The organism is Paracoccus luteus (assembly GCF_004522155.1).
GTDB classification, from domain to species: Bacteria; Pseudomonadota; Alphaproteobacteria; order Rhodobacterales; family Rhodobacteraceae; genus Paracoccus; species Paracoccus luteus.
Window position 1 is genome coordinate 78,697 of record NZ_SDEA01000004.1, and the last position, 22,557, is coordinate 101,253.

23 protein-coding genes and 1 tRNA gene are annotated in these 22,557 nt (G+C 69.1%); 6 read left to right on the top strand and 18 right to left on the bottom strand.

Annotated features, from left to right (window positions below):
- Positions 1–71: 71 nt before the first annotated feature.
- Both EPA64_RS07055 and EPA64_RS07060 read left to right on the top strand, forming a co-directional pair.
- Positions 72–494: a DUF1489 family protein gene (locus EPA64_RS07055; protein WP_134725575.1), complete on the top strand. Its 423-nt coding sequence runs from the start codon at positions 72–74 to the stop codon at positions 492–494.
- A 42-nt stretch (positions 495–536) separates the two neighbouring features.
- Positions 537–610, top strand: a tRNA-Gly gene (locus EPA64_RS07060).
- 89 nt (positions 611–699) lie between these two features.
- Here EPA64_RS07060 and mnhG read toward each other — a convergent pair.
- From mnhG to EPA64_RS07150, 18 genes are all read right to left on the bottom strand, one after another.
- Positions 700–1,104 carry a monovalent cation/H(+) antiporter subunit G gene (gene mnhG, locus EPA64_RS07065; protein WP_134725576.1) on the bottom strand — a complete coding sequence of 135 codons (405 nt, stop codon included), beginning with the start codon at positions 1,102–1,104 and terminating at the stop codon, positions 700–702.
- Positions 1,101–1,382, bottom strand: coding sequence for a K+/H+ antiporter subunit F (locus EPA64_RS07070; protein ID WP_134725577.1), 282 nt, complete (start codon positions 1,380–1,382; stop codon positions 1,101–1,103). The genes mnhG and EPA64_RS07070 overlap by 4 nt, the downstream gene beginning before the upstream one ends.
- Positions 1,379–1,864, bottom strand: coding sequence for a Na+/H+ antiporter subunit E (locus EPA64_RS07075; RefSeq protein WP_134725578.1), 486 nt, complete (start codon positions 1,862–1,864; stop codon positions 1,379–1,381). The genes EPA64_RS07070 and EPA64_RS07075 overlap by 4 nt, the downstream gene beginning before the upstream one ends.
- Positions 1,861–3,498, bottom strand: a complete 1,638-nt coding sequence (locus EPA64_RS07080; RefSeq protein ID WP_134725579.1) for a monovalent cation/H+ antiporter subunit D — start codon at positions 3,496–3,498, stop codon at positions 1,861–1,863. The genes EPA64_RS07075 and EPA64_RS07080 overlap by 4 nt, the downstream gene beginning before the upstream one ends.
- The gene (locus EPA64_RS07085; protein WP_134725580.1) at positions 3,495–3,839 is read right to left on the bottom strand and encodes a Na+/H+ antiporter subunit C; all 345 of its coding nucleotides are present in this window, start codon (positions 3,837–3,839) and stop codon (positions 3,495–3,497) included. The genes EPA64_RS07080 and EPA64_RS07085 overlap by 4 nt, the downstream gene beginning before the upstream one ends.
- Positions 3,839–6,769, bottom strand: a complete 2,931-nt coding sequence (locus tag EPA64_RS07090; RefSeq protein WP_134725581.1) for a monovalent cation/H+ antiporter subunit A — start codon at positions 6,767–6,769, stop codon at positions 3,839–3,841. The genes EPA64_RS07085 and EPA64_RS07090 overlap by 1 nt, the downstream gene beginning before the upstream one ends.
- 204 nt (positions 6,770–6,973) lie before the next feature.
- Positions 6,974–8,002 (bottom strand): trans-3-hydroxy-L-proline dehydratase, encoded by a 1,029-nt coding sequence (locus tag EPA64_RS07095; protein WP_134725582.1) that lies wholly within the window; start codon positions 8,000–8,002, stop codon positions 6,974–6,976.
- A gap of 9 nt (positions 8,003–8,011) precedes the next feature.
- Positions 8,012–9,679 (bottom strand): cis-3-hydroxy-L-proline dehydratase, encoded by a 1,668-nt coding sequence (gene lhpI, locus EPA64_RS07100; protein WP_134725583.1) that lies wholly within the window; start codon positions 9,677–9,679, stop codon positions 8,012–8,014.
- A complete protein-coding gene (locus tag EPA64_RS07105) occupies positions 9,676–10,677 on the bottom strand; it encodes a 4-hydroxyproline epimerase (RefSeq protein ID WP_134725584.1) in 1,002 nt (333 codons plus the stop codon). Before EPA64_RS07105 ends, lhpI begins: the two co-directional genes overlap by 4 nt.
- Positions 10,674–11,924 (bottom strand): NAD(P)/FAD-dependent oxidoreductase, encoded by a 1,251-nt coding sequence (locus EPA64_RS07110; protein WP_134725585.1) that lies wholly within the window; start codon positions 11,922–11,924, stop codon positions 10,674–10,676. The genes EPA64_RS07105 and EPA64_RS07110 overlap by 4 nt, the downstream gene beginning before the upstream one ends.
- 1 nt (position 11,925) lies before the next feature.
- The gene (locus tag EPA64_RS07115; protein WP_134725586.1) at positions 11,926–12,648 is read right to left on the bottom strand and encodes an amino acid ABC transporter ATP-binding protein; all 723 of its coding nucleotides are present in this window, start codon (positions 12,646–12,648) and stop codon (positions 11,926–11,928) included.
- Positions 12,641–13,294 (bottom strand): amino acid ABC transporter permease, encoded by a 654-nt coding sequence (locus EPA64_RS07120; protein ID WP_134725587.1) that lies wholly within the window; start codon positions 13,292–13,294, stop codon positions 12,641–12,643. The genes EPA64_RS07115 and EPA64_RS07120 overlap by 8 nt, the downstream gene beginning before the upstream one ends.
- 10 nt (positions 13,295–13,304) lie before the next feature.
- Positions 13,305–13,970: an amino acid ABC transporter permease gene (locus EPA64_RS07125; RefSeq protein WP_134725588.1), complete on the bottom strand. Its 666-nt coding sequence runs from the start codon at positions 13,968–13,970 to the stop codon at positions 13,305–13,307.
- A gap of 67 nt (positions 13,971–14,037) precedes the next feature.
- A complete protein-coding gene (locus tag EPA64_RS07130; RefSeq protein WP_134725589.1) occupies positions 14,038–14,847 on the bottom strand; it encodes an ABC transporter substrate-binding protein in 810 nt (269 codons plus the stop codon).
- A gap of 140 nt (positions 14,848–14,987) precedes the next feature.
- Positions 14,988–15,950 carry a dihydrodipicolinate synthase family protein gene (locus EPA64_RS07135; protein ID WP_134725590.1) on the bottom strand — a complete coding sequence of 321 codons (963 nt, stop codon included), beginning with the start codon at positions 15,948–15,950 and terminating at the stop codon, positions 14,988–14,990.
- A gap of 101 nt (positions 15,951–16,051) precedes the next feature.
- The gene (locus EPA64_RS07140) at positions 16,052–16,792 is read right to left on the bottom strand and encodes a GntR family transcriptional regulator (RefSeq protein ID WP_134725591.1); all 741 of its coding nucleotides are present in this window, start codon (positions 16,790–16,792) and stop codon (positions 16,052–16,054) included.
- 180 nt (positions 16,793–16,972) lie between these two features.
- Entirely contained in the window at positions 16,973–17,767 is a 795-nt protein-coding gene (locus tag EPA64_RS07145; RefSeq protein WP_134725592.1) for a pyrroline-5-carboxylate reductase family protein, read from the bottom strand.
- Positions 17,764–18,375, bottom strand: coding sequence for a dimethylsulfonioproprionate lyase family protein (locus EPA64_RS07150; protein WP_134725593.1), 612 nt, complete (start codon positions 18,373–18,375; stop codon positions 17,764–17,766). The genes EPA64_RS07145 and EPA64_RS07150 overlap by 4 nt, the downstream gene beginning before the upstream one ends.
- A gap of 221 nt (positions 18,376–18,596) precedes the next feature.
- Here EPA64_RS07150 and EPA64_RS07155 point away from each other — a divergent pair, with 221 nt between their 5' ends.
- The 4 genes from EPA64_RS07155 (at position 18,597) to EPA64_RS07170 (ending at position 22,349) form a co-directional block, all read left to right on the top strand.
- Entirely contained in the window at positions 18,597–19,274 is a 678-nt protein-coding gene (locus EPA64_RS07155; RefSeq protein ID WP_134725594.1) for a TetR/AcrR family transcriptional regulator, read from the top strand.
- Between the two features lie 78 nt (positions 19,275–19,352).
- The gene (locus EPA64_RS07160) at positions 19,353–20,363 is read left to right on the top strand and encodes a glycine betaine ABC transporter substrate-binding protein (RefSeq protein ID WP_134725759.1); all 1,011 of its coding nucleotides are present in this window, start codon (positions 19,353–19,355) and stop codon (positions 20,361–20,363) included.
- A gap of 77 nt (positions 20,364–20,440) precedes the next feature.
- Complete coding sequence (locus EPA64_RS07165; protein WP_134725595.1) at positions 20,441–21,331, top strand: ABC transporter permease; 891 nt, start codon at positions 20,441–20,443, stop codon at positions 21,329–21,331.
- Complete coding sequence (locus EPA64_RS07170; protein WP_134725596.1) at positions 21,324–22,349, top strand: quaternary amine ABC transporter ATP-binding protein; 1,026 nt, start codon at positions 21,324–21,326, stop codon at positions 22,347–22,349. The genes EPA64_RS07165 and EPA64_RS07170 overlap by 8 nt, the downstream gene beginning before the upstream one ends.
- Positions 22,350–22,557: the final 208 nt, after the last annotated feature.

Sequence of the window (22,557 nt, forward strand, 5' to 3'; positions counted from 1 at the left end):
GGGGACACAAGCGGCGGCGCGAAGCGGCCGCAGGGCTGTTGTCGCGGCGCGCGCGGCCCTATATCGCCCCCATGTCCCCAGCCCTGCACATCATCAAGCTTTGCGTCGGCGCCGACGGCCCGGCCGATCTGGAACGCTGGCAGCGCGACCGGTTCGGCGACGGCCCGGCGCGGCATGTCACCCGCATGTGGCCGCGCCGTCAGGACGAGCTGCTGGCCGGCGGCTCGATCTTCTGGGTGTTCCGGGGCACGGTGCTGGCCCGCCAGCGCCTGATCGCGCTGGAGGAAGAGCGCGGCCACGACGGCATCGCGCGCTGCGCCCTTGTTTTGGATCGCCATCTGGTCCGCGTCGCGGCCATGCCGCGGCGGGCGTTCCAGGGCTGGCGCTATCTGGACCCCGCCGACGCGCCCTGCGACCTGCCCGAAGGGCGGGCCGAGGAAAGCCCCCTGCCCCCGCAGCTTGCCCGCGAACTGGCGGCGATGGGGCTGCTGTGACCGCTTGACCCGACCGCCGGGCCGCGATAGCCAGTGCCCGTCGCGGGTGTAGCTCAATGGTAGAGCAGAAGCTTCCCAAGCTTACGACGAGGGTTCGATTCCCTTCACCCGCTCCAAACTCCCACTTCACGATTGCCGCGCTGACGCATCCGCCAGCCTGATGATGGCGGCAGGGCGCCGCGTTCGCACGCGCCGCGATTCCCGCTCAGCCCGCCTGGACCGGCGGCTCGTCGACGGTGTCTGCCGCCGGTTCGGGTTGCAGCGGCGCGGGCTTTCCCGCCCGCGACGGGCGCGCGCCCCCGTCGCGCGACAGCGCCGCCCGGCCCAAGATCATCAGCGTCACCGGCGTCGTGATCATCATCAGGCCGCCGACGACAAGTTCGTGGATGACCAGCCGGTCGCCGGTCAGCGTGAACATCAGGGCCGACCCCAGCATGATCCCGGCCGTTCCCCAGCTGGTGCCCAGCGTCGGCGCGTGGATGCGGTCGTAAAAGCTGGACAGCCGCACCAGCCCGACCGCACCCAGCAAGGTCAGCCCGCTGCCGACGGCCACCAGGACCGAGATCACGATCGCCGCCCACAGGGGGACCGCGGCCAGATGGCTGCTCATTCGATCACCTCGCCGCGCAGCAGGAACTTGGACAGCGCCACGGTGGACACAAAGCCGAAGGCGCCGATGACCAGCGCCCCCTCGAACAGATAGGCGCTGCCGACCCGCATGCCCGTCACCACCAGCAGCAGCATGCCGCAGACGTAAAGCGCATCAAGGCTGAGAACCCGGTCCTGCGCGCGCGGCCCGCGCAGCAGCCGCATCGCCGCCAGCAGCATCGCCGCGATCAGGCAAAGCTGCGACAGGCCCAGCACGACGGTCAGGATCGTCTCGCTCATTGGAATATCTCCAGCAGCAGCGCCTCATAGCGGTTCTTGACCAGATCGACCCAGGCAGCCTCGTCCACCAGGTCGAAGACATGCAGCAGCAGCTCGCCGCTGTCGGGTTCATAGTCCAGCCACGCCGTCCCCGGCGTCGCAGTGACGATGATCGCCAGGATCGCCAGCGCGTTCGGCTCGCGCAGGTCCAGCGGGATCGGGACAAAGCCGGAATGGCGCTGGCCGTGACGCCCGCCGGTCAGGATCAGCCGCGCCACGGCGATGTTGGACCGCGCGATGTCGGCGGCGACGATCAGCGCCAGCCGCAGGATCAGGTCCGGCCGGCGCAGGCGGATGCGGTCCGGGGTGAGCGCCGCATAGGCGCGGCCCGCGATGACGCCGACCAGCGCGCCCAGGATCAGCTGCCCCAGCGAAAAGCTGGTCAGCACCAGCCAGACCAGCACCAGCAGCAGCGTCAGCAGGGGGTGCGGCAGAACCCTCATCCGCCGTTCCCCTCGGCCACCGGCGGGGCGGTCACGACGCCGTGGATATAGATCTGCGGCTGCAGCAGCGCGTCGGCGGTTCGTTGCATGTAACGCATCACGCCTTCGGCCTCGATGGTCAGGACGATGCCGCCGGCCACGACCAGTGCGACGATCGGCAGCAGTTCCAGCACCGGAACGGCGGGCAGATCCTCCTCGGACGCCCAGAACGACTGCATCCCGATCCGCACCAGCGCGATCATCGCCGCCAGCCCCGAGACGATCAGCAGCGCGACAAAGGTCCAGCGGGCGGGCGACAGGGCCGCGTCGCCGACGCCCGAGATGGCGCCCGCAAGCATCGCGAACTTGCCCAGGAAACCGGCCAGCGGCGGCAGCCCCGCCAGCATCAGCGCGCAGGCCGCAAAGCAGAAGCCGACAATCGTCAGCGAGCCGGGCAGCACGACGCCCGTGTCGGGCGGCTCTGGCTCGTCCTCGGACAGGTCCACGCCGTAAAGCTCGGCGCTCAGCGCAAGGACGGCGGCGGCGCCCTGTTCGCGCGACATCGGCTCGGCCAGCAGGAACAGCGCCGCCAGCGCCGCGGTCGAGCCAAGCATATAGAACAGCCCCGCCCCCAGCATCACGGCGTCGCCCTGCCCCAGCGCGAACCCGGCGATGGTCAGCATCGTGCCCGACGACACAAGGGTCAGGTTGGCGGCCATGCGCCCCAGCGCCTGCGCGGCAAGCGCGCCGGTCATGCCGAACACCACCGTCGCCATGCCGCCCCATATCAGCACGTCCGCCCCGAACCCGGCAGACGCGCCAGCGCCAGCGCCGAACACCAGCAGCCCAAGGCGCAGGATCACATAGACGCCGACCTTGGTCAGCAGCGCGAACACCGCCGCGGCCGGGGCGGACGCCGCCATGTAGGTGCGCGGCAGCCACAGCGACAGCGGCCACATGCCGGCCTTGACCAGGAACACCATCCCCAGGACGGCGCCCGCGGCATGGACCAGCGGCCGGTCCTCGGCCGAAAGATGCGGGATGCGGGTCGCCAGATCGGCCATGTTCAGCGTGCCGGTGACGCCATAGATGATGGCCGCGCCCAGCAGGAACAGCAGCGAGGCGGTCAGGTTGACGGCGATATAGTGGACGCCCGCGCCCACCCGCTCGCGCCCCGATCCGTGCAGCAGCAGCGCATAGGACGCCGCCAGCATCACCTCGAAGAAGACGAACAGGTTGAACAGGTCGCCGGTCAGGAAGGCGCCGTTCAGGCCCATCAGCAGGAACTGGAACAGCGCGTGGAACCGCTGCCCGCGCTGGTGCCAGCCCGCCCCGGAATACAGCAGCGCCGGCAGCGCCAGGATGCCGGTGATGACCAGCATCATCGCCGACAGCCGGTCCAGGACCAGCACGATCCCATAGGGCGACGGCCAGTCGCCCAGCAGGTAAAGCCCGATGGCGTTGCCGCCGCCGGCCTTGGTGCCCTCGGCCCCGGTCAGCAGCAGGCAGGCCACGACAAGCTGCACCAGGCACGAGGCTAGGCCGAACCCCAGCTTGGTGCGCCGCTGCCGCTCGTCATACAGCAGCATCATGGCGCCGGTGATCATCGGGATCAGGATCGGCAGGACGATCAGATGCGCGGGACCGCCGTTCATTGGCCGCGTTCCCTTCCGTTGACGTGGTCGGTACCGGTCAGCCCGCGCGACGCCATGATGACCACCAGAAACAGCGCCGTGGTGGCAAAGCTGATGACGATGGCGGTCAGGACCAGCGCCTGCGGCACCGGGTCGGCATAGGCGGCGGGATCGACGAAGCCGCCCTTGGGCATGATCGGGGCCGCGCCCGACACCAGCCGGCCCATGCCGAAGATGAACAGGTTGACGCCATAGGACAGCAGGCACAGCCCGACGATGACCTGAAAGCTGCGCGGGCGCAGGATCAGCCAGACCCCCGACCCGACCAGCACCCCGATCGCCAGCGACAGGATCAGTTCCATCAGCGCGCCTCCGCCTTGGCGGCCGCAGCCGCTGCCTCGTCCTCGGCCTCGCGGGCGCGCAGGCGCGCCGAGCGCAGCGACTGGTGCGCGATGGCGATCTGGATCAGCACCGTCGCACCGACGACGGTTGCAAAGACCCCAAGGTCGAACAGCAGCGCCGTCGCCGCCGGCACCGCGCCGACCAGCGGCACATCGACATAGCGGGCGCTGGCGGTCAGGAACGGATAGCCGAACAGGAACGCGCCGACGCCGGTGCCGGCCGCGATCAGCAGCCCGACCCCCATCCAGGTCGTCGGGCGGATGACGATCCGGCTTTCGATCCAGCGGACATTGGCCGCAAGATACTGCAGCAGCAGCCCGATCGCCAGCGCGACGCCCGCGGCAAAGCCCCCGCCCGGCAGGTCGTGGCCGCGCAGGAACAGATAGGCGGCCAGCATGACCGAGACGGGGAACATCCACTGCATGATGACCGACGGGATCGCCATCAGCACGTCATGGGGCGTGGGCGCGGTCCCGTCCTCGGCCCCCGCGGCGGGCACCGGGCGCTGCTGTTCGGGCAGCGCGATGCTTTCGGGCGCGGGCCGGAAACGGCGCAGCAGCGCAAAGCAGGTCAGCGCGACGATGGTCAGGACCGTGATCTCGCCGAAGGTGTCGAAGGCGCGGAAATCGACCAGGATCACGTTGACCGCGTTGGTGCCGCCGCCTTCGGAATAGGCGTTGCGCCGGAACCAGTCGCCGATCGACAGCCCCGCGGGCATCGACATGATGGCGAACGCCAGCACCGCCACCCCGCCGCCGCAGGCGGTGGCGATGACGATATCGCGCCCGCGCCGCAGCCGCGCAGGCAGCAGCACGTCCTCGGCGATCTCGACCCGCCGCTTGGGCAGCCAGCGCAGGCCCAGCAGCAAGAGGACCGTGGTCAGGATCTCGACCAGCAGCTGCGTCACGGCCAAATCGGGGGCCGAGAACCAGGCGAAGGTGATGCAGGTGGCCAGTCCCGCCCCCCCCAGCATGACCAGCGCGGCAAAGCGGTGATACTTGGCCTGCCAGGCGGCCCCCAGCGCGCAGGTCGCGCCGACCAGCCACAGCAGCGCAAAGGCCGGGTCGATGTTCTGGAACGGCCGCTCCGGCACCAGCCGCGCAGCGCCCCACAATACATAGGCCGCGCCGGCCAGCGTCAGGATCACGATCAGGCGCAGCTGCGGCTGCAGCGCCTCGGGCCCCATCAGGCCATGCAGGATACGCGGCCATTTCCAGCCCATCCGCAGCATGATGCCGTCAAAGATGCGCTGCCCGCGGATGCGCTCCAGCAGCGGCGGCCCCTCGGATTCGCCGGCATAGCGGCGCGCGCCCAGCAGATAGACCACGATCCCAAGGACCAGCGCCGCAAGGCTCATCTTCAGGGGCGTGTTGAACCCGTGCCACAGCGTCAGGCTGTAATACGGCGTGGCGTCGCCCAGCACCGACACCGCCGCCACGTCCAGCACCCAGCGGGCGGCAAGGCCGGGGAAAATACCGACCAGCAGGCACAGCAGCACCAGCAGCTCGACCGGGCGGCGCATCCAGCTGGGCGGCTCGTGCGCGTCCTTGGGCAGGTCGGTGGCGGGCGGGCCGAAGAACACGCTCATGATGAAGCGCAGCGAATAGGCGACCGAGAAGATGCTGGCGAAGACGGCGATATAGGGCAGCGCGTTGTCCAGCGCGCTGCCGTTGTGCCAGTCGGCGGCCTCGGCGAAGAACATCTCTTTCGACAGAAAGCCGTTGGCCAGCGGCACCCCGGCCATCGACGCGGCGGCGACGATGGCAAGGATGCCGGTCCGCGGCATCGGCCCGAACAGCCCGCTGAGCCGGCGCATGTCGCGGGTGCCCGTCTCGTGGTCGATGATGCCCGCCGCCATGAACAGCGACGCCTTGAACAGCGCGTGGTTCAGGATGTGAAAGATCGCGGCGATGATCGCCAGCTCGCTGCCGATGCCGACCAGCGCGGTGATCAGCCCCAGATGGCTGATGGTGGAATAGGCCAGCAACCCTTTCAGGTCGTTGCGCCACAGCGCGATGACCGCGCCGATCACCAGCGTCGTCATGCCGGCGCCGGCCACGATCCAGAACCACGCGGGCGTCTGCCCCAGCGCGGGCGAAAACCGCACCAGCAGGAACACCCCCGCCTTGACCATCGTCGCGCTGTGCAGATAGGCGCTGACCGGCGTCGGTGCAGCCATCGCGTTCGGCAGCCAGAAATGGAACGGGAACTGCGCCGACTTGGTGAAGGCCCCGATCAGGAACAGCACCAGCACCGGCAGATACAGCGGATGCGCCCGGATCACGTCGCCCGAGGCCAGCACCGTGTCGAGGTCATAGCTGCCCACGATCTGCCCCAGCAGCAGCATCGCCGCCAGCAGGCAGAACCCGCCGCTGGCCGTCACCGTCAGCGCCATCCGCGCGCCGTCGCGGGCCGCATGGCTGCGGTGCCAATAGCCGATCAGCAGGAACGAGGTCAGGCTGGTCAGTTCCCAGAACACCACCAGCCCGATGATGTTGCCCGAGATCAGGATGCCCGCCATCGCCCCGCTGAAGGCCAGCAGCAGGGCATAGAACCGCGGCACCGGGTCGGTCGGCGACATGTAATAGCGGGCATAGATCACGACCAGCAGGCCGATCCCGAACACCAGCAGCAGCATCATCCAGGCCAGCCCGTCCAGCCGCAGGGCCAGCTTCAGGCCCATGCCCGGCAGCCAGTCGATCTGCGCCCGCAGCACCTCGCCCGCCTCGATGCGCGGGAACAGCAGCGCAAGGATCAGCACGCCCGCAGCCATCACCACGCCAGACAGCCACGCCTCGGCGTTGCGTGCCTCGCGCGGCAGCGTGGCGGCGACGACCGCCGCCCCGAAGGGCAGCCCCGTCAACAGGAGAAGGGCGTTCTGCTCGATCATTCCTGACGCTTTTCTGGACGTTGCAAGGTCTAGGGCAAGCCCGCGGGGACCGCCACCCTTGCCGCAAGGCGATCTGCGGCCCCACACGCGCCTGTGACCGCCCGGACAACGGTGCCACGGGGGCGCAGCGGCAGGGCAGCGTTGGCGGCGCGGGGTTCGTCGGCGGCGACGTGGCCTGCCGGGGGGCGCAGCCGGACCCGCGCCTTAACGCGCGCCCCAGGTGTCGGTCAGCCGGTAGCCCTCGGGCCAGGGGTCCGAGGGGTCCAGCATGTGCTGGTGGATGCCGGTGATCCAGCCGCGGCCCGAAATCTCGGGGCGGATCGCCGGAAGGTCGCCGACGGTGGTCGTGCCGAGGATGCGGCCCGCGAAGGTGGACCCGATCAGGGACACCGCCGTCAGCCGGTCGTCCAACCCCATCTGCCCCCGCGCGTGCAGGACGGCCATGCGCGCCGACAGCGCCGTGCCGGTGGGCGAGCGGTCCACCTTGCCGGGACGGATCGCCACGGCGGCGCCTGCGCGAAGCTCGTTGCCCTCGCGGCTCACGGGACCGGCGAACAGGCAGAAGGAGAAATGCCGCCAGTCGGGGTTGGTCGGGTGGTGAAAGCCAAGCTGTTCATCGGCGGCGGCGGTGATGCGGACTCCGAGGCGGGCGATGTCATGCGCCTCCTCGGGGGTCAGCGAAAAGCCCATCGCGGCGGCGTCCAGGATCACGAAGCTGTCGCCCCCATAGGCGGTGTCCACGGTCAGGCTGCCGATGCCCTCGACCTCAAGCGCGGCGTCCAGCCTGCCCGCGAAGCTGGGCAGGTTTTCGACGAAGATGCGCTCGGCCTTGCCGTCCCTGCACTCGGCGCGGACGCGGACCAGTCCGCCGGGGGCCTCCAGCGTGATGCGCGTCTCGGGCTCCGTCATCGGCAGGATGCCGGCGTCCAGCAGCACGGTCGAGACGCAGATCGAGTTCGAGCCGGACATGGGCGGCGTGTCCTCGGGCTCCATGATGATGAAGGCGGCGTCGGCTTCGGGGTTCTTCGGCGGAACCAGCAGGTTCACGTGGCGGAAGACGCCGCCGCGCGGCTCGTTCAGGACGAAGTTCCGCAGGGTGTTGTCCCGCGCGATCCAGCGGGACTGCTCCCACAGCGTCCCGCCGGGCGGGGGCGCGACGCCGCCCACGATGACATCGCCGACCTCGCCCTCGGCATGGGCGGAGATGACATGGATGGTCTTCGAGCTGCGCATCGGGGCCTCTCAGATCAGCCAGTTGGGAACGGGGGCGGCGCAGCCGGTCCGGGCGGCGCGGGCGCAGTCGGCAAGGCTGCCGAAGCGCAGGGCGCGGCCCGAGAGGCCGGGGCCGTAATGGGCGTATTTGCCCGAGTTCGTCATGACGGTTTGGGCGTGCGGCGGGAAAACGGGTTCCGTGATGGAACACCAGCAGAGGTCGGGGATGACCTGGACGCCGTTGGCTTTCAGCCGTGACAGGGTGCCGTCGCGGCCGAGGTCCGCGATGATGGCGCGGCCGGCGGTGACGATCAGGGGAATGGCGACGGGGCCGGCCAGCAGGTCCGCAAGCGCGCGGCATTCGGGGGCCGAGGCATGGGGGCTGCCGATGGCGATCAGGTCCACCTGCTCGGGGCCTTGGTTCAGTTCCACCCATGCGGCGGCCAAGCCGGCGCGGGTGATGCGGGCGTGGGCGGCATGGGGCAGCGGCGACAGATGCGCCTCGGGGGTGACGCCCTCGACATGCAGCATGGGCGCGCCCGAGGTGGTGCCGAAAGCCGCGCACATGGCCTTGAGGTCGTCGGTGGTGGGGTTCAGCGCCGCGAGGCCCCGCAGCAGCGGGATCGCCCCGCCCGTCCTGTGGCCCGCGACATAGCCGATGAGCGGCCAGAGGGAATCGTCCGCGCCCTCGGGGGCCTCCACTTCCAGCACCAGCGCGGGGCGGCGGGCGTCCTGCAGATAGACGCCGGCCAAGGGCGCGCGGCCCGTCACGGCCATGCAGAGGTCGAGGTAATCGGGATGCTTCGGCGTCCGCGCGCCAAGGACGGTGTTGGCGAAGACGACGGCATTGGATTCGGCCCAGGCGATGTCCTCGCCCGCTGTGGGGCGGTCGGTCAGCAGGTAGGGCGCGCAGGTGAAGCTGGGGCGGCAGCCCATGCGGACATAGGCATCGGCAAGGCGAGACGCGCGGCTGCCGAAGTCGGGATCGACCCCCTGCCCCGGCCAGTTCTCGCGGTCCACCGAGATGGCGTTGATCGTCGTGGGCACCCGGACCTTGGCGCCACGGTCGGCCATCCTTTCGGCGAAGATCAGGTTCGCGGGATGGGCCAGCAGCGTGCCGTCCATGTGCCCGCGCGTGATGCCGGTCAGGCGCTCGGCCCCCTGCTGGCGGGCCATGGCGCAGACGATCCGCATGGCAAGCGCGGCGGCTTCTCCGTCCCGACCGTTCAGGATCGCTTGGTCCTCGGGCGTCAGGGTCAGGGCCGCATCCAAGGCGTCCTCGATGGGGACCGAGACGCCCTCGCCCGTGATCGCATCCGCGTCGATCCGCAGATGCGCCACTGCAGACAGCCGTGAGAAATCCTCTGCCGGCACCCGCAGCACCGGGACCGTGCGGCCGAACATCTCGGCCCCGATCAGCGCGCCGAGGGTCAGGATGTCCTCGGGTTCGGAAAACACCAGCGCGGCGGGCGCGCGGCCGTTCAGCATCAGGTCCAGCATGACGCCCGAGCCGGAGCACGATCCCCGGCTGGTCGGCATCATCACCACCGCACCCGCCAGCCCCGCGCCATGCGCCGGGTGATGGGCGTCGATCACCCGCGCCGTTCCGGGATCGACGCCGCCCCAGAAGCTGAGGCCCTCGGCCATCGACAGGACCGGCCCCTCGGCCAGGCCCGGCAGAATGCGCCGGGCGGTCATTTCACGACGAAGCCGTGGGCGAAGGGGTCGCGGTCGTCGATGAAGATGGTGTTATAGCCGGTCATCCGCGCCCAGCCCGCGACGGACGGGATGATCGCGTCGCGCTCGCCCACGCGGGCCGCCGCCTCGACCCGGCCCTTGAAGATCGAGCCGATGATGGATTCGTGGTGGAACGCGTCGCCGACCTTCAGCTTTTCCTTGGCGGCCAGCTGCGCCATGCGGGCCGAGGTGCCGGTGCCGCAAGGAGAGCGGTCGATGGCCTTGTCGCCGTAGAAGACGGCATTGCGGGCATGGGCGCCTTCCACCGTCGGCTGGCCGGTCCAGAGGATGTGGCTCAACCCGTTGATCGCGGGATGCTCGGGGTGGACGAACTCGTATTTCGCGTTCAGCGCCGCCCGCAGCTTCGGCGACCAGCCGATCAGCTCGCCCGCCGTGTGGTCGGCCATGTCGCGGAAGTTCTTCTGCGGCTCGACGATGGCGTAGAAGTTGCCGCCATAGGCCACGTCCACCACGATCTCGCCCAGGCCCTCGACCTCGGCGGTCAGCTCCTCGGCGTAGAGGAAGCCGGGGACGTTGGTCAGGCGGACCTCCTCGACGAAGCGGCCGTCCTGCCGGTAGGTCACGTCCACGCGGCCGGCCGGGGCGTCGATCGACAGCCTGCCGGGCTCGCGCGGCTGGATCAGGCCGTTCTCGATCCCCATTGTGATCGTGCCGATCAGCCCGTGGCCGCACATGGGCAGGCAGCCCGAGGTCTCGATGAACAGCACCGCCACGTCGCAGTCGGGGCGCGTCGGCGGGTAAAGGATGGACCCCGACATCATGTCGTGGCCGCGCGGCTCGAACATCAGGCCGGTGCGGATCCAGTCGAAGTCGCGCAGGAAATGGGCGCGGCGTTCCAGCATCGTCGCGCCTTCCAGCCGCGGGCCGCCGCCCGAGACGAGCCGCACCGGGTTGCCGCAGGTGTGCCCGTCGATGCAGGAGAAGGTGTGGGTCGTCATGCGAAGCTCCGGAAGCGTTGCGGCGAGAAGGCCGCGAGGTCGATGGGCGGGGTCTGGCCGGTCAGCAGGTCCGCGACCAGCCGCGCGGTGCCGGCGGATTGCGTGAGCCCGAGGTGGCCGTGGCCGAAGGCATAGGTCACGCGGGGCGTCGCCCGCGCGCGTCCGATGGCGGGCAGGCTGTCGGGCAGAGAGGGACGGAAGCCCATCCATTGGACGCCGTTTTCGGTTTTCAGGGCGGGAAGGAAGGCCTTGGCCTTCTTCAGCATCGCTTCCGACCGGCGATAGTTCGGGGGCAGGTTCAGCCCGCCCAGTTCCACCGCCCCGCCGACGCGGATGCCGGTGGAGAGCCGCGTGACCACGAAGCCGTGGCCGCCGAAGGTCACCTGCGTTTTCAGGTCGAAGGCGTCAGGGGGTAGCGTGGTGTTGTAGCCGCGCTCGGTTTCCAGCGGGATGCGCTCGCCCAGCGTGCGGGCGATGCGGTGCGAGAATGCGCCCGCCGCGACGACCACCTGCGCGGCGTTGAAGCTGCGGCCGTCGGTGGCGCGCAGGTCCACGCCCGTTTCGGTCGGGCGCAGGGCGGCGATCTCGGCGGTCTCGATGATCCCACCACGGGCGCGGACATGATCAGCCAGCGCCAGCGTGTAAAGCTTGGGGTCGGCGATGGAATACCAGCCGGGCGTGAAGGTGCCATGGGTGAAGCGCGGCGACAGGCCGGGCTGGAGCTGCGCCATCTCGCCCGCGTCCATGTGGCGGAACTCGATCCCGTGGCGGGCGCGGGCGTCCCAGCCGGGCAGGCTCGCGTTGAACTCGGCCTGCGATTCATAGACCTGCAGGTTGCCCTCGCGCCGCAGCATGGGGGTGGTGCCGGTCAGGGCCAGGAAGCCGTCCAGTTCCGCCTTGGACAGGTCCATCAGCGCCGTCTGGGCGACGATGGACCGCGCCACGCGGTCGGGCGCGCAGGCGCGGCCGAAGCGCAGCATCCAAGGCGCGATCCGCAGGGCATAGCGCGGCGGCACGGTCAGCGGCCCCAAGGGGTCCAGCAGCCACCGCGGCGCCTTGCGCAGGATACCGGGCGAGGCGAGTGGCAGGATGTCGGTGAAGGCGAAGGCCCCCGCGTTCCCCGCCGAGGCGCCGGCAGCCGGACCCTCGCGGTCGATCACGGTGACGGACAGGCCGCGATCCTGCGCGGCGGCAGCGATGGACAGGCCGACGACGCCGGCCCCAATGACGATCAGTTCCGCGGTCATGTCAGTGGGTCGCGGCCAGGAACTTCTGCAGCTCGGGGTCCTTGGGCGCCCCGAACAGCTCGGCGGGCGGGGCGATCTCGGCCATCACGCCCTTGTGGAAGAAGGCCACGCGGTCGGACACCTCGCGCGCGAACTTCATCTCATGCGTGACGCAGATCATGGTCATGCCCTCGGACGCCAGCATCCGCAGCGTGTCCAGCACCTCGCCCACCAGCATGGGGTCAAGGGCCGAGGTCACCTCGTCGAACAGCATGTAGCTGGGCGACATGGCCAGCGCGCGGGCGATCGCCATGCGCTGCTGCTGGCCGCCCGACATCCGCGTCGGATAGACGCCCAGCTTGTCGCCCAGGCCCACGTGGGTCAGCTGCCTGACCGCGATCTCCTCGGCCTGGGCCTTGGACATGCCCAGCACCTTGCGGGGGGCCAGCGTCACGTTTTCCAGCACCGTCAGGTGGGGGAAGGCGTTGAACTGCTGGAAGACGATGCCGATCTTCTGGCGCAGCTTGTTGAGGTCGGTCGATTTCGCGTGGACCTCGATCCCGTCCACGACGATGCGGCCGCCGTTGATCGGCTCGAGCCCGTTGATGCAGGTCAGCAGGGTGGACTTGCCCGACCCCGAGCCGCCGATCACCGTCAGCACCTCGCCCTTGTTCACGGTCAGGTCGATGCCCTTGAGGACCTCGAGCGAGCCGAAGGATTTGCGGACGTTCTCGATCTCAATCATTGGTCCAGCGCCTTTCAAGATAGCCGCCAAGCCGCGCCAGCGGGAAGCTGATGAGGAAATAGAAGGCGCCGCAGATCATCAGAAGGAACAGCGGCTCCTGCAGGCGGGTGATGAGGATCTGCGTGGATTTCAGCAGCTCCGTCACCTGCACGACATAGACCAGCGCCGAATCCTTCATCACCCCCAGCGCCAGCCCGATCCAGGACGGCAGCGCCACGCGGGTCGCCAGCGGCACGACGATGCTGGCCATGTCCTGCCGCCACGTCATGCCCAGCGACCGCGAGGCGCGGCGGATGGTCAGCGGCACGGCCTCGATCCCGCCGCGGACGATCTCGGCGCAAAAGGCGGCCGTGTACATCGTCAGCACCGCGCAGGCCACGGTGAACCCCGACAGCTGCCAGCGCAGGACCATGCCCATGAAGGCGTTGGCCAGCACCAGCTGGATCAGCAGCGGGATCGACCGGAAGATGTCCAGCACAAAGGTCAGCGGCGCCGCCCAGACCGCCCCCACCTGATAGCGGAAGATGCCGAAGGCGATCCCCAGCAACGTCCCCAGCACGACCGCGATGGCCGTGACCAGCAGCGTCACCCCCGCCCCGCGGGCCAGGAACATCAGATCGGCGACGGTCAGCGAGGTGTCGAACATCGCGCCCCCTTCAGTACCGGAACAGCCGGGCGGCGATCAGCCGCGCGCCGAACTGCACCGTCTTGGTCATCAGGTAAAAGATCACGGCGGCGATGGCGAACAGCTCGAACGTGCGGAAGGTCAGTGCGTTCAGATCCTGCGTCACGCCGTAAAGATCGGTGTTCATCCCCACCGTGACCCCAAGCGACGTCATCAGGATCGCCCAGACCATCTGGTTGGTCATCGGCAGGAACGCGATCCGCAGCATCTGCGGCAGCACGACATAGCGGAACGACTGCAGCGGCGTCATCCCCAGCGACCGCCCCGAACGCGCCTGCGTGTCGGGGATCGCCTTCAGCGCGCCGCGAAAGTTCTCGGCAAGGTATCCGGCGTTGTTGAACGTGATCCCGATCAGCAGCGACGTGAACGGGCTGAGGTGAAGCCCGAAGCTCGCCACCCCGAAATGCGCCATGTAGATCTGGAACAGCGCCGGGGTGTTCCGGGCGATTTCCACCCATGTGGTGGTGATCGCCGCCAGCACCCGGTTGCCCGACAGGCGGAAGACCGTCAGCAGGACGGCCAGCAGGATGCCCAGCACCATCGACGCCAGCGCGATTTCCAGCGTGACGACCGCGCCGTCCAGCATCTGGGGAAGCCGCGCCAAGGCCTGCTTCCATTGAAATGTGTAACCGAACATGGGCCCCCGGTCGCGCGTCAGGCAAGACGGGCGGCGCGGTCAGGCCCGCGCCGCCCAAAGGGGAATGTCAGCGATAGACGCCCTCGACGGTCAGGCCTGCCGGCTCGCCCTCGCCGATCCATTTCTTGTACAGCTCGGTATAGCGGCCGGTGCGGACCTGCTGGTTGATGAACAGGTTCATATAATTGATCAGCCCGTATTCCTGCCGCATCGTGAACAGCGCCACATAGTCCGGCACCATCGGCGCCTTGTCCACGACCTTGATGCCGGGAAACTTGCCCGAGGCGACGTTGGCGTTCGCCACCTCGACGGTGGACACGGTGGCGTCCAGCTGCCCCTGGCTGAGCGCGAGGAACACGTCGGCCTGGGTCTGATAGGGGCGGAACTCGCCCTCGCCCCATTCCTTGACCTTGCCTTCCAGCCAGATCGCCTCGTAGGTGCCGGCGGTGGCGCCGACGGTCTTGCCCTTCATCCCTTCCCAGTTCGCCATCTCGACCTTGTCGTTCGTCACGACGGCGTTTTCAAAGGCGTAATAGGGGATGGTGACGCCGATGGTCTTGGCGCGTTCCAGCGTGTCCGAGGTCGAGGCGACGCCCACGTCCACCCGCCCCGCCATCAGCGCGGGGATGCGCTCGGGGAACGGCGTCTCGACGATCTCGGCGGTGACGCCCAGCGCCTTGGCCAGATCGTTGCAGTAATCGACGTCAAAGCCCACCGGGTTGTTCTGCTCGTCGCGCATCCCCATCGGCGGGAAATCCAGCGTCACCGCGCAGCGCAGCGTCCCCGACGAGATGATGTCGTCCAGCTTGTCGGCGTGGGCCGCGCCCCCGATCGCCGTGCCCGCGACCAGGCCCAAGGCGAGGATTGAGGTTTTCATGTCGTGTCTCCCTGTCGGCTCGTTGGCCGGTTTCGATTCCCGCGGGCGGCAGCTTCCCTTGCGCCCGCAATCGGATCAACCCGCAAACTGTTGCGCATTGCGGGCATCCCGGCCCGTCATCGACGGACCGGGCAAGGCTCTCAGACGCGGCAGGCCTGCACCGCGCCCGGCAGCTTGCTCCATTCGGCATACCAGGTCTGGAACTGCGCGAACTGCGCCTCGGCCCAGGCGCGCTGCGTGGGTGTCAGCTGGTCGGTTTCGTTGAAGTGGACGGCGTATTCGGCATCGCCCTGCAGCACCATCATGTGCTTGTAATACAGCACCAGGTCGGTGCCCTCGTCCCAGGTGGACAGCACCTCCAGCGCCTCGCCCAGTTCCCGCGCGCGCACGCGGGCATCGACGTCGCCCTTGGCGGCGGCCTGCGCCAGCGCCACGAAATGCAGGATCTCGCGCGGCAGGGCGTTGCCGATGCCGGTGATCGTGCCCGCCGCGCCCGCCTTGACATAGCCGTGATAGACGGCGGTATCGACGCCCGCCATCAGCACGACATCGGGATCGCCGCTGGTGATGTGTTCGGCGGCATAGCTCATCGGCCCGGCGCCCCCGAACTCCTTGAAGCCGACAAGGTTCGGATGCTCGGCCCGCAGCGCGAAGAACAGGTCGGCGCGGGTCTCAAAGCCGTAATGCGGGCTGTTGTAGATGACCGCCGGAAGGTCGGGCGCGGCCGACAGGATCGCCTTGAAATGGTAGCGCTGCGCGATGGGCGAATTGCCGCGCGACAGCACGCGGGGGATCACCATCAGCCCGGCGGCGCCGACGTCGCGCGCATGGGTGGCGTGGGCCACGGCGGACGCGGTGTTGACCGCGCCGGTGCCCACGATCACGGGAATGCCCGCCGCGACCAGCCGGCCGACCCCCTCCATCCGCTGTTCGTCGGTCAGCAGCGGCCAGTCGCCCATCGAGCCGCAATAGACCACCGCCGACATGCCGATCTCGACCAGCTCGGCGGCCTTGCGGACCAGCGCGTCGAAATCGGGGGTGCGGTCGGGTTTGCACGGGGTCATCAGCGCGGGAATGACGCCCGTGAAGATCGCAGAGTTCATCGATGGCTCCTTGGCACTGGCAGCGGCGCGCACCGGCGGGGGCGCGTGTGGTCGCCCGATATTCGCGGATTGCATATTCCTTGTCGACAAAAATCTCGCGCTCAAAGCGGAATATCGATCCGGCGGTCCGTGGCAAAGAAGTGCTGGATCTGCCGGACGATCTGGTCGGCGTGGCCCCGCCCCAGCCGGTCGGCCGCCTCGACGTCGCGGGCGTCGATGGCCGCGATGATCGCCTGGTGTTCATCGACATACCGCTGCGGCAGGCGGTCGTCATAGGACTGGTAGTAAAGCCGCAAAAGCCGTCGCCCCTCGTCCAGCACGCGCAGGAACAGGCCGGTGTAGTAGGGATTGCCCGCCGCATTCGCGATGGCGGCGTGAAAGGCGCGGTTGGTGGCGATCATGGCCAGCGCGTCCTGCGCGGCGACCGCCGCGGCAAAGTCGGACTGGCAGGCGCGGATGGCGGCCAGGTCGCCCGCGGTGCGATTCTGCGCGGCAAGCCGGTTCGTCAGGCGATACATCAGCGTGATCGCGTCGAAGAAATGGTGCAGGTTCAGAAAGTCGATGTTGGCGACCATGCTGGCCCGGTTGGGCAGCGTCTCGACCAGCCCTTCGCCTGCCAGCCGCACCAGCGCCTCGCGGATGGGGGTGCGCGACATGCCGAAGCGCTCGGCAAGCTGCACCTCGTCGATGGGGCTGCCGGGGGGCAGGACCAGGTCCAGGATCTCGTCGCGCAGCGTGTCATAGACCACCCGCACGCCCGAGCCGCGCTTGCGCCCGAGGGCGCCATCGGTGGCGGACGCCTCGCCTGCGTCCGAAACGGGGGCCGAGGGCGGATGGGACATGCAAAGTTCCTTCGTATTCGGGCGCAAGGATGTGCCCGGCGCGGACCGGCCCTGCCAGCGCCCTGAAAAAAGCCGACGCCCGACGATAAGGCGGCCCGAAGACGCGTCAAGCCGTGGCCCATCCATGTGTCGGATCGTGACAGGGCCGGTTGCGCGGGGGCGCGCGGGGATGCCCCCGGCTCAGCCCTCGTCCGATCCGGCGGCCATGCGGATCGCCGCGTCGGTCGCGGCCTGCATCGCCCGGCGGATGCTGGCGTCGAACCCTGCCGCGCGCGCCGCGTCGATCCCGGCGGCGGTCGTTCCGGCGTAATCGAGATAGGCCGCCACCAGCGCGGGCGCGTCCGCGATGCGACCCTGCAGCAGTTGCCCGCCGTCGCAGACGACAGCCTCGGCCGCGCGCCACGCGATTGCGTCGGCCACCCCCTCGCCCCGCAGGAAATCGGCCAGCGCCACCGCCATCAGCGCCGGATAGGCCGCGCCCGATCCCGGGACGGCGGTCATCAGGGCGATCTGGCGTTCGTCCGCCAGCTCATCCTCGGTGCCGATCGCGGACAGCAGCCACGCCACCGTTGCGCGGTCCTGGTCCGTGACTGCCGGGCCAGCCATCCACGGCGAATAGGACCGGCCGATCTCGGCCGCGGCATTGGGCATGGCGCGGACGATGCGTCCCCCGCAGGCGGCCAGCTGGTCAAGGCTGACGCCCGCCATGAACGACACGACCAGCCGGCCGGGCGCATGCAGCCGCAGCGCCGGCCAGTCCTGCGGCCGCACCGAGACGACGACCACGTCGCTGGCGACGACCAGATCATCCGTGTCGCTGGCCCAGACCACGTCCGCATGGCCGTGATAATCGGCGCGCGGCCCGCTGCGGTTCGCCAGCACAAGATCGGACGGCCGCACCATCCCGCGCCCCAGCAGCTGCGCGCCCAGCGCCGACCCCAGCCAGCCGGTCGCCCCGATGATGCCGACCCTCATGCCGCCCCCGCGCCGTCGTTCCACAGCGCCCACAGCGCCAGCAGCGGCGTGTCGCCGCTGCGCATCGTGTGCCAGATGCCGGGCGGGTTATAGAACGAGCCGCCGACGCCCGGCGAGAACCAGTCGCCGTCGCCCTGCCGGAACTCTCCGTCCGACAGCACCAGATAGGTTTCCTCGGGGGCATGGGTGTGGTCGGGATAGCGGACATGCGGCGCCAGCAGCGACACGCCGATCCAGATGTCCGAACGCGGCTCGATCCCGCCCGGCCCGATGAACATCGCGTTGGCGTGGGATGTGGGAAAGTTGCGGCTGGCCGTGCCGTCCGGGTCCGCCCGTGTGCGCCAGACCAGCAGCGGCGCCACGTCCCGAAAGGCGTGGGCCAGCGGGCCGACCGCAGGATGGTCCGCCAAAGACGCAAGCAGCGGATCGAGATGCGCGCAAACCGGCAGGCGGGCAGCGGGGGCGCGGCCGTGAGGTTCGACCCGGTGGCTGGCCGCCGCGATCCGGCGCAGCGACGCCCGCGCCCGGTCGCAGATGGCGTGCCGTTCAAGGGCGCCCAGCGCCGCGTCGAGAAAGCCTTGCAGTTGCGGGTTGCGCGGATCGGTCATCGTTGTCTCCCTGGCTCATGCCCGCGGCGGGCGGATAGCGGGCGCGCCGGGCTGGACGGCGACGATGCCACGCGGCTGATCCCCGGAAGGCTGCCGCCCCTCGCGGGTCAGCGTGAGGGAACTGTTCACATCCGTCAAGAACGTGGATCGGAAAGAACAATCAATGTATCCGGGTGAACAATTTTCGTTGCCAAAGGCCCGATCCGCGCTATCGTGCCTCCATGACGACGACCCTGCCCCCTGCGCCCAGACGCGCCAAGGAACGCGGCTCACGCGAGTTGTGGCTGGACGCGGCCTATCAGGCGCTGATCGAAAGCGGTGTGGACAGCGTCCGGGTGCTGCTGCTGTCCGACCGCCTGAAACTGTCGCGGACCAGCTTTTACTGGTTCTTCGAGACGCGCGAGGAACTGCTCGAGGCCCTTTTGCAGCGGTGGGAGCGGACCAACACGCACGGGCTGGTGTCGGCCACCGAATCCTATGCCGAAAGCCCGGCCGAGGGGGTGCTGAACCTTCTGTCGTGCTTTATCATGGGCGAACAGTTCGACGCCCGGTTCGAGTTCGCGGTCCGCAGCTGGGCGCTGCAGTCCGACGACACGATGGACCGCGTGCGCCGCGCCGACGAGTCGCGGATGGCGGCGCTGCGCGCGATGCTGACCCGCTTTGGCTATGACGAGGTGGACGCCGACGTGCGCGCCCGGACCATCTATCTGGTCCAGATCGGCTATATCTCGATGCAGACGCGCGAGACGGTGGAAACCCGGCTGTCGCGGGTGCCGACCTATGTCCGCATCTATACCGGGACCGAGCCGACGCCCAGCGAGATGGCGCGGTTCGCGGCGCCGTTCGGCGTTGCCCGCAGCGGCGGCCCGCCCATGCAGATAAAAAGCGGCGCAGGCTAGGTCGGCCGCCCGCGCGGCCACCGGCGCCCCAGAGCCCGCCGGTCGCCGCCCCAACGGCTCTGGATGATGGGAGAGGAAATGCGCGACATCCTGACTTTGACGGCCCTTGGCACGGCCCTTGGCCTGGCGCTTGCCGCCACCCCGGCGCTGGCCCAGGAGGAATGCGGCGACCTGTCGCTGTCCAACATGAACTGGCAAAGCGCCGAGGTGCTGGCCGCGATGGACCAGTTCATCCTGAACAACGGCTATGGCTGCAACGCCGAGATCGTGGCCGGCGACACCGTGCCCTCGATCACCTCGCTGATCGAACGCGGCCGCCCCGAGGTGGTGCCCGAGGCGTGGATCAACCTGCTGCCCGACCTGGTGGAACAGGCCAAGGCCGACGGAAAGATCGTCTATGGCGCCAGCGCGCTGAGCGATGGCGGCCAGCAGGGCTGGTATATCCCGAAATACATGGCCGACGCCCATCCCGACGTGCTGACCATCCCCGACCTGCTGAAGCATCCCGAGATGTTCCCCGACCCCGAGAACCCCTCGCGCGGGGCGATCTACAACGGGCAGGAGGGTTGGGGCGGCACCATCGTCACCTCGCAGATGTTCAAGGCCTATGGCGCGGATGCCGCGGGATGGAACCTGATCGACACCGGATCGGCCGCGGGCCTGGACGGCGCCATCGCGCGCGCCTATGAAAACCAGCAGCCGATCGTCGCCTTTTACTGGGAACCGACGGCGCTGCTGGGCAAATACGACATGGTGCGCCTGCAGCACGGGGTTCCGCTGGATGACGCGGAATGGGAACGCTGCTCGTCCAACGCGGAATGCGCCGATCCCAAGCCGAACGACTGGAAGGCGGATGTCGTCTATACGCTGATCGCCGCGGATTTCGCCAAGCGCGCCCCGGCGGGGGTCATGGATTACCTCAACAAGCGGTCCTGGACGAACGAGACGGTCAACAGCCTGATGGCGTGGATGACCGACAACCAGGCCACCGGCGAGGACGGGGCGCGTGAGTTCCTGCGCACCCAGCCCGACCTGTGGAAGCAGTGGGTGTCCCCGGAGGCGGCCGAAAAGATCGAAGCCGCCCTTTGACCTCATGAACCACGCGCCGCGGGCTGCCCTGCCCGCGGCCCACCCGCGCGATCAGGATGCGCCAAGGCGGAGTCGGGATGCCGGACTGGATCAACAGCTTTCCTCAGATGAACGAGGAGACCCTGCGCAACCTCAAGCGGGTCATCGACGACGGGTTCCGGGAGTTCACCCGCAGCTATGGCACGATGATCGAGGGCATCTTCGACCCGCTGCGGCAGATGCTGATCCACGCCGAACGGCTGATGCTGGGCATGCCCTGGCCGCTGACCCTGCTGATCCTGGGCGTGCTGGCCTGGCTGGGCAGCCGCAGCGTCCGGCTGACCGCGGCCAGCGTCCTGACGCTGGCCGCCATCGGCTATTTCGGGATGTGGGATGATACCATGCGCACGGTCGCCATGATCCTCGTCTGCACGCTGGTGGCCATCGCGGTCGGCATCCCGCTGGGCATCCTGATGGCGCGGTCGGACCGGGTGCAGTCGTGGCTGAACCCGATGCTGGACGTCATGCAGACCATGCCCAGCTTTGTCTATCTGATCCCGGTCGTCATGCTGCTGGGCATCGGCCGCGTGGCGGGCATGATCGCCGTCGTCGTCTATGCCCTGCCGCCCATCGTGCGGCTGACGAACCTGGGCGTGCGCGAGGTCGACCCCGAGGTGATCGAGGCCGCCGACGCCTTCGGCTCGTCCGCGTGGCAAAAGCTGTGGAACGTCCAGATGCCGCTGGCTTTGCCGACGATCATGGCGGGGATCAACCAGACCATCATGATGGCGCTGGCGATGGTGGTCATCGCCTCGATGATCGGGGTGCAGGGGCTGGGACAGCCGGTGCTGCGCGCGATTTCAAACCAGTATTTCACGCTGGGCATGTTCAACGGCTTTGCCATCGTCGGCATCGCCATCATCTTCGACCGCATCAGCCAGGCCTTTGGCCGCCGTCTGCAGAAACACCGCGGGGGCCATGATGTCTGAGCCGCTGGCGATCGAGATCCGCAATCTTTACAAGATCTTCGGCGCCCGTCCGCGCGCGCATGTGGACGCCGTCCGGCAAGGCATGACCAAGGCCCAGCTGAACGAACGGCACCGCCACGTCCTGGGGCTGCGCGACATCAACCTGTCGGTCGCCCCCGGCAGCATCCAGGTCGTCATGGGCCTGTCGGGGTCTGGCAAATCGACGCTGATCCGCCACATCAACCGCCTGATCGAGCCGACGGTCGGCGAGATCGTGATCGACGGGCGCGATGTCGTCACCATGACGCCCGCCGAACTGCGCCGGTTCCGCCGGCTTCAGACCGCGATGGTGTTCCAGAAATTCGCGCTGCTGCCGCACCGCACGGTTCTGGACAACGTGTCCTATGGGCTCGAGGTGCAGGGCGTGGCCCGCGCCGACCGTCACCGCACCGCGATGCGCTGGGTTCAGCGGGTCGGGCTGGGCGGGTATGAGACGCGCTATCCCAGCCAGTTGTCGGGCGGCATGCAGCAACGCGTGGGCCTGGCGCGGGCACTGGCCAACGACGCGCCGATCCTGCTGATGGACGAGGCCTATTCGGCGCTGGACCCGCTGATCCGCCATGACATGCAGACCGTCCTGCTGGACCTGCAGAAAGAGGTCCGCAAAACGATCGTCTTCATCACCCACGACTTTGACGAGGCCCTGCGCATCGGGGACCGCATCGCGCTGCTGCGCGACGGCTCGATCATCCAGCAGGGCACCGGGCAGGAAATGGTGCTGCGCCCGGCCGACGACTATGTGTCCAGCTTTGTCCAGCATGTGGACCGCGCCCGGATCGTTCGGGTGGATTCCGTGATGCTGCCGCTGACGGACGATGCCGGCGGCCCGCGCGTCGGTGCCACGACCAGCCTGGGCGAGGCGATCCGCACCATGTCGGCCGAGGGTAGCGACCGCGTGACGGTCCTTGACGAGGGTGGACGCCCGGTCGGGACGGTGCCGATGACCCGCGCCGTGGCCGTGGCCGCCGGCGGCAGCTGAGGCGTCGCCGCCGCGGCCGGCCGGGGCAAGGCGATCCGCACCATGTCGGCCGAGGGGACCGACCGCGTGACGGTCCTTGACGAGGGCGGACGCCCGGTCGGGACGGTTCCGATGACCCGCGCCGTGGCCGTGGCCGCCGGCGGAAGCTGAGGCGTCGCGGCCGCGACCGGCCGGGGCAAGGCAATCCGCAGCACGTCGGCCGAGGGGG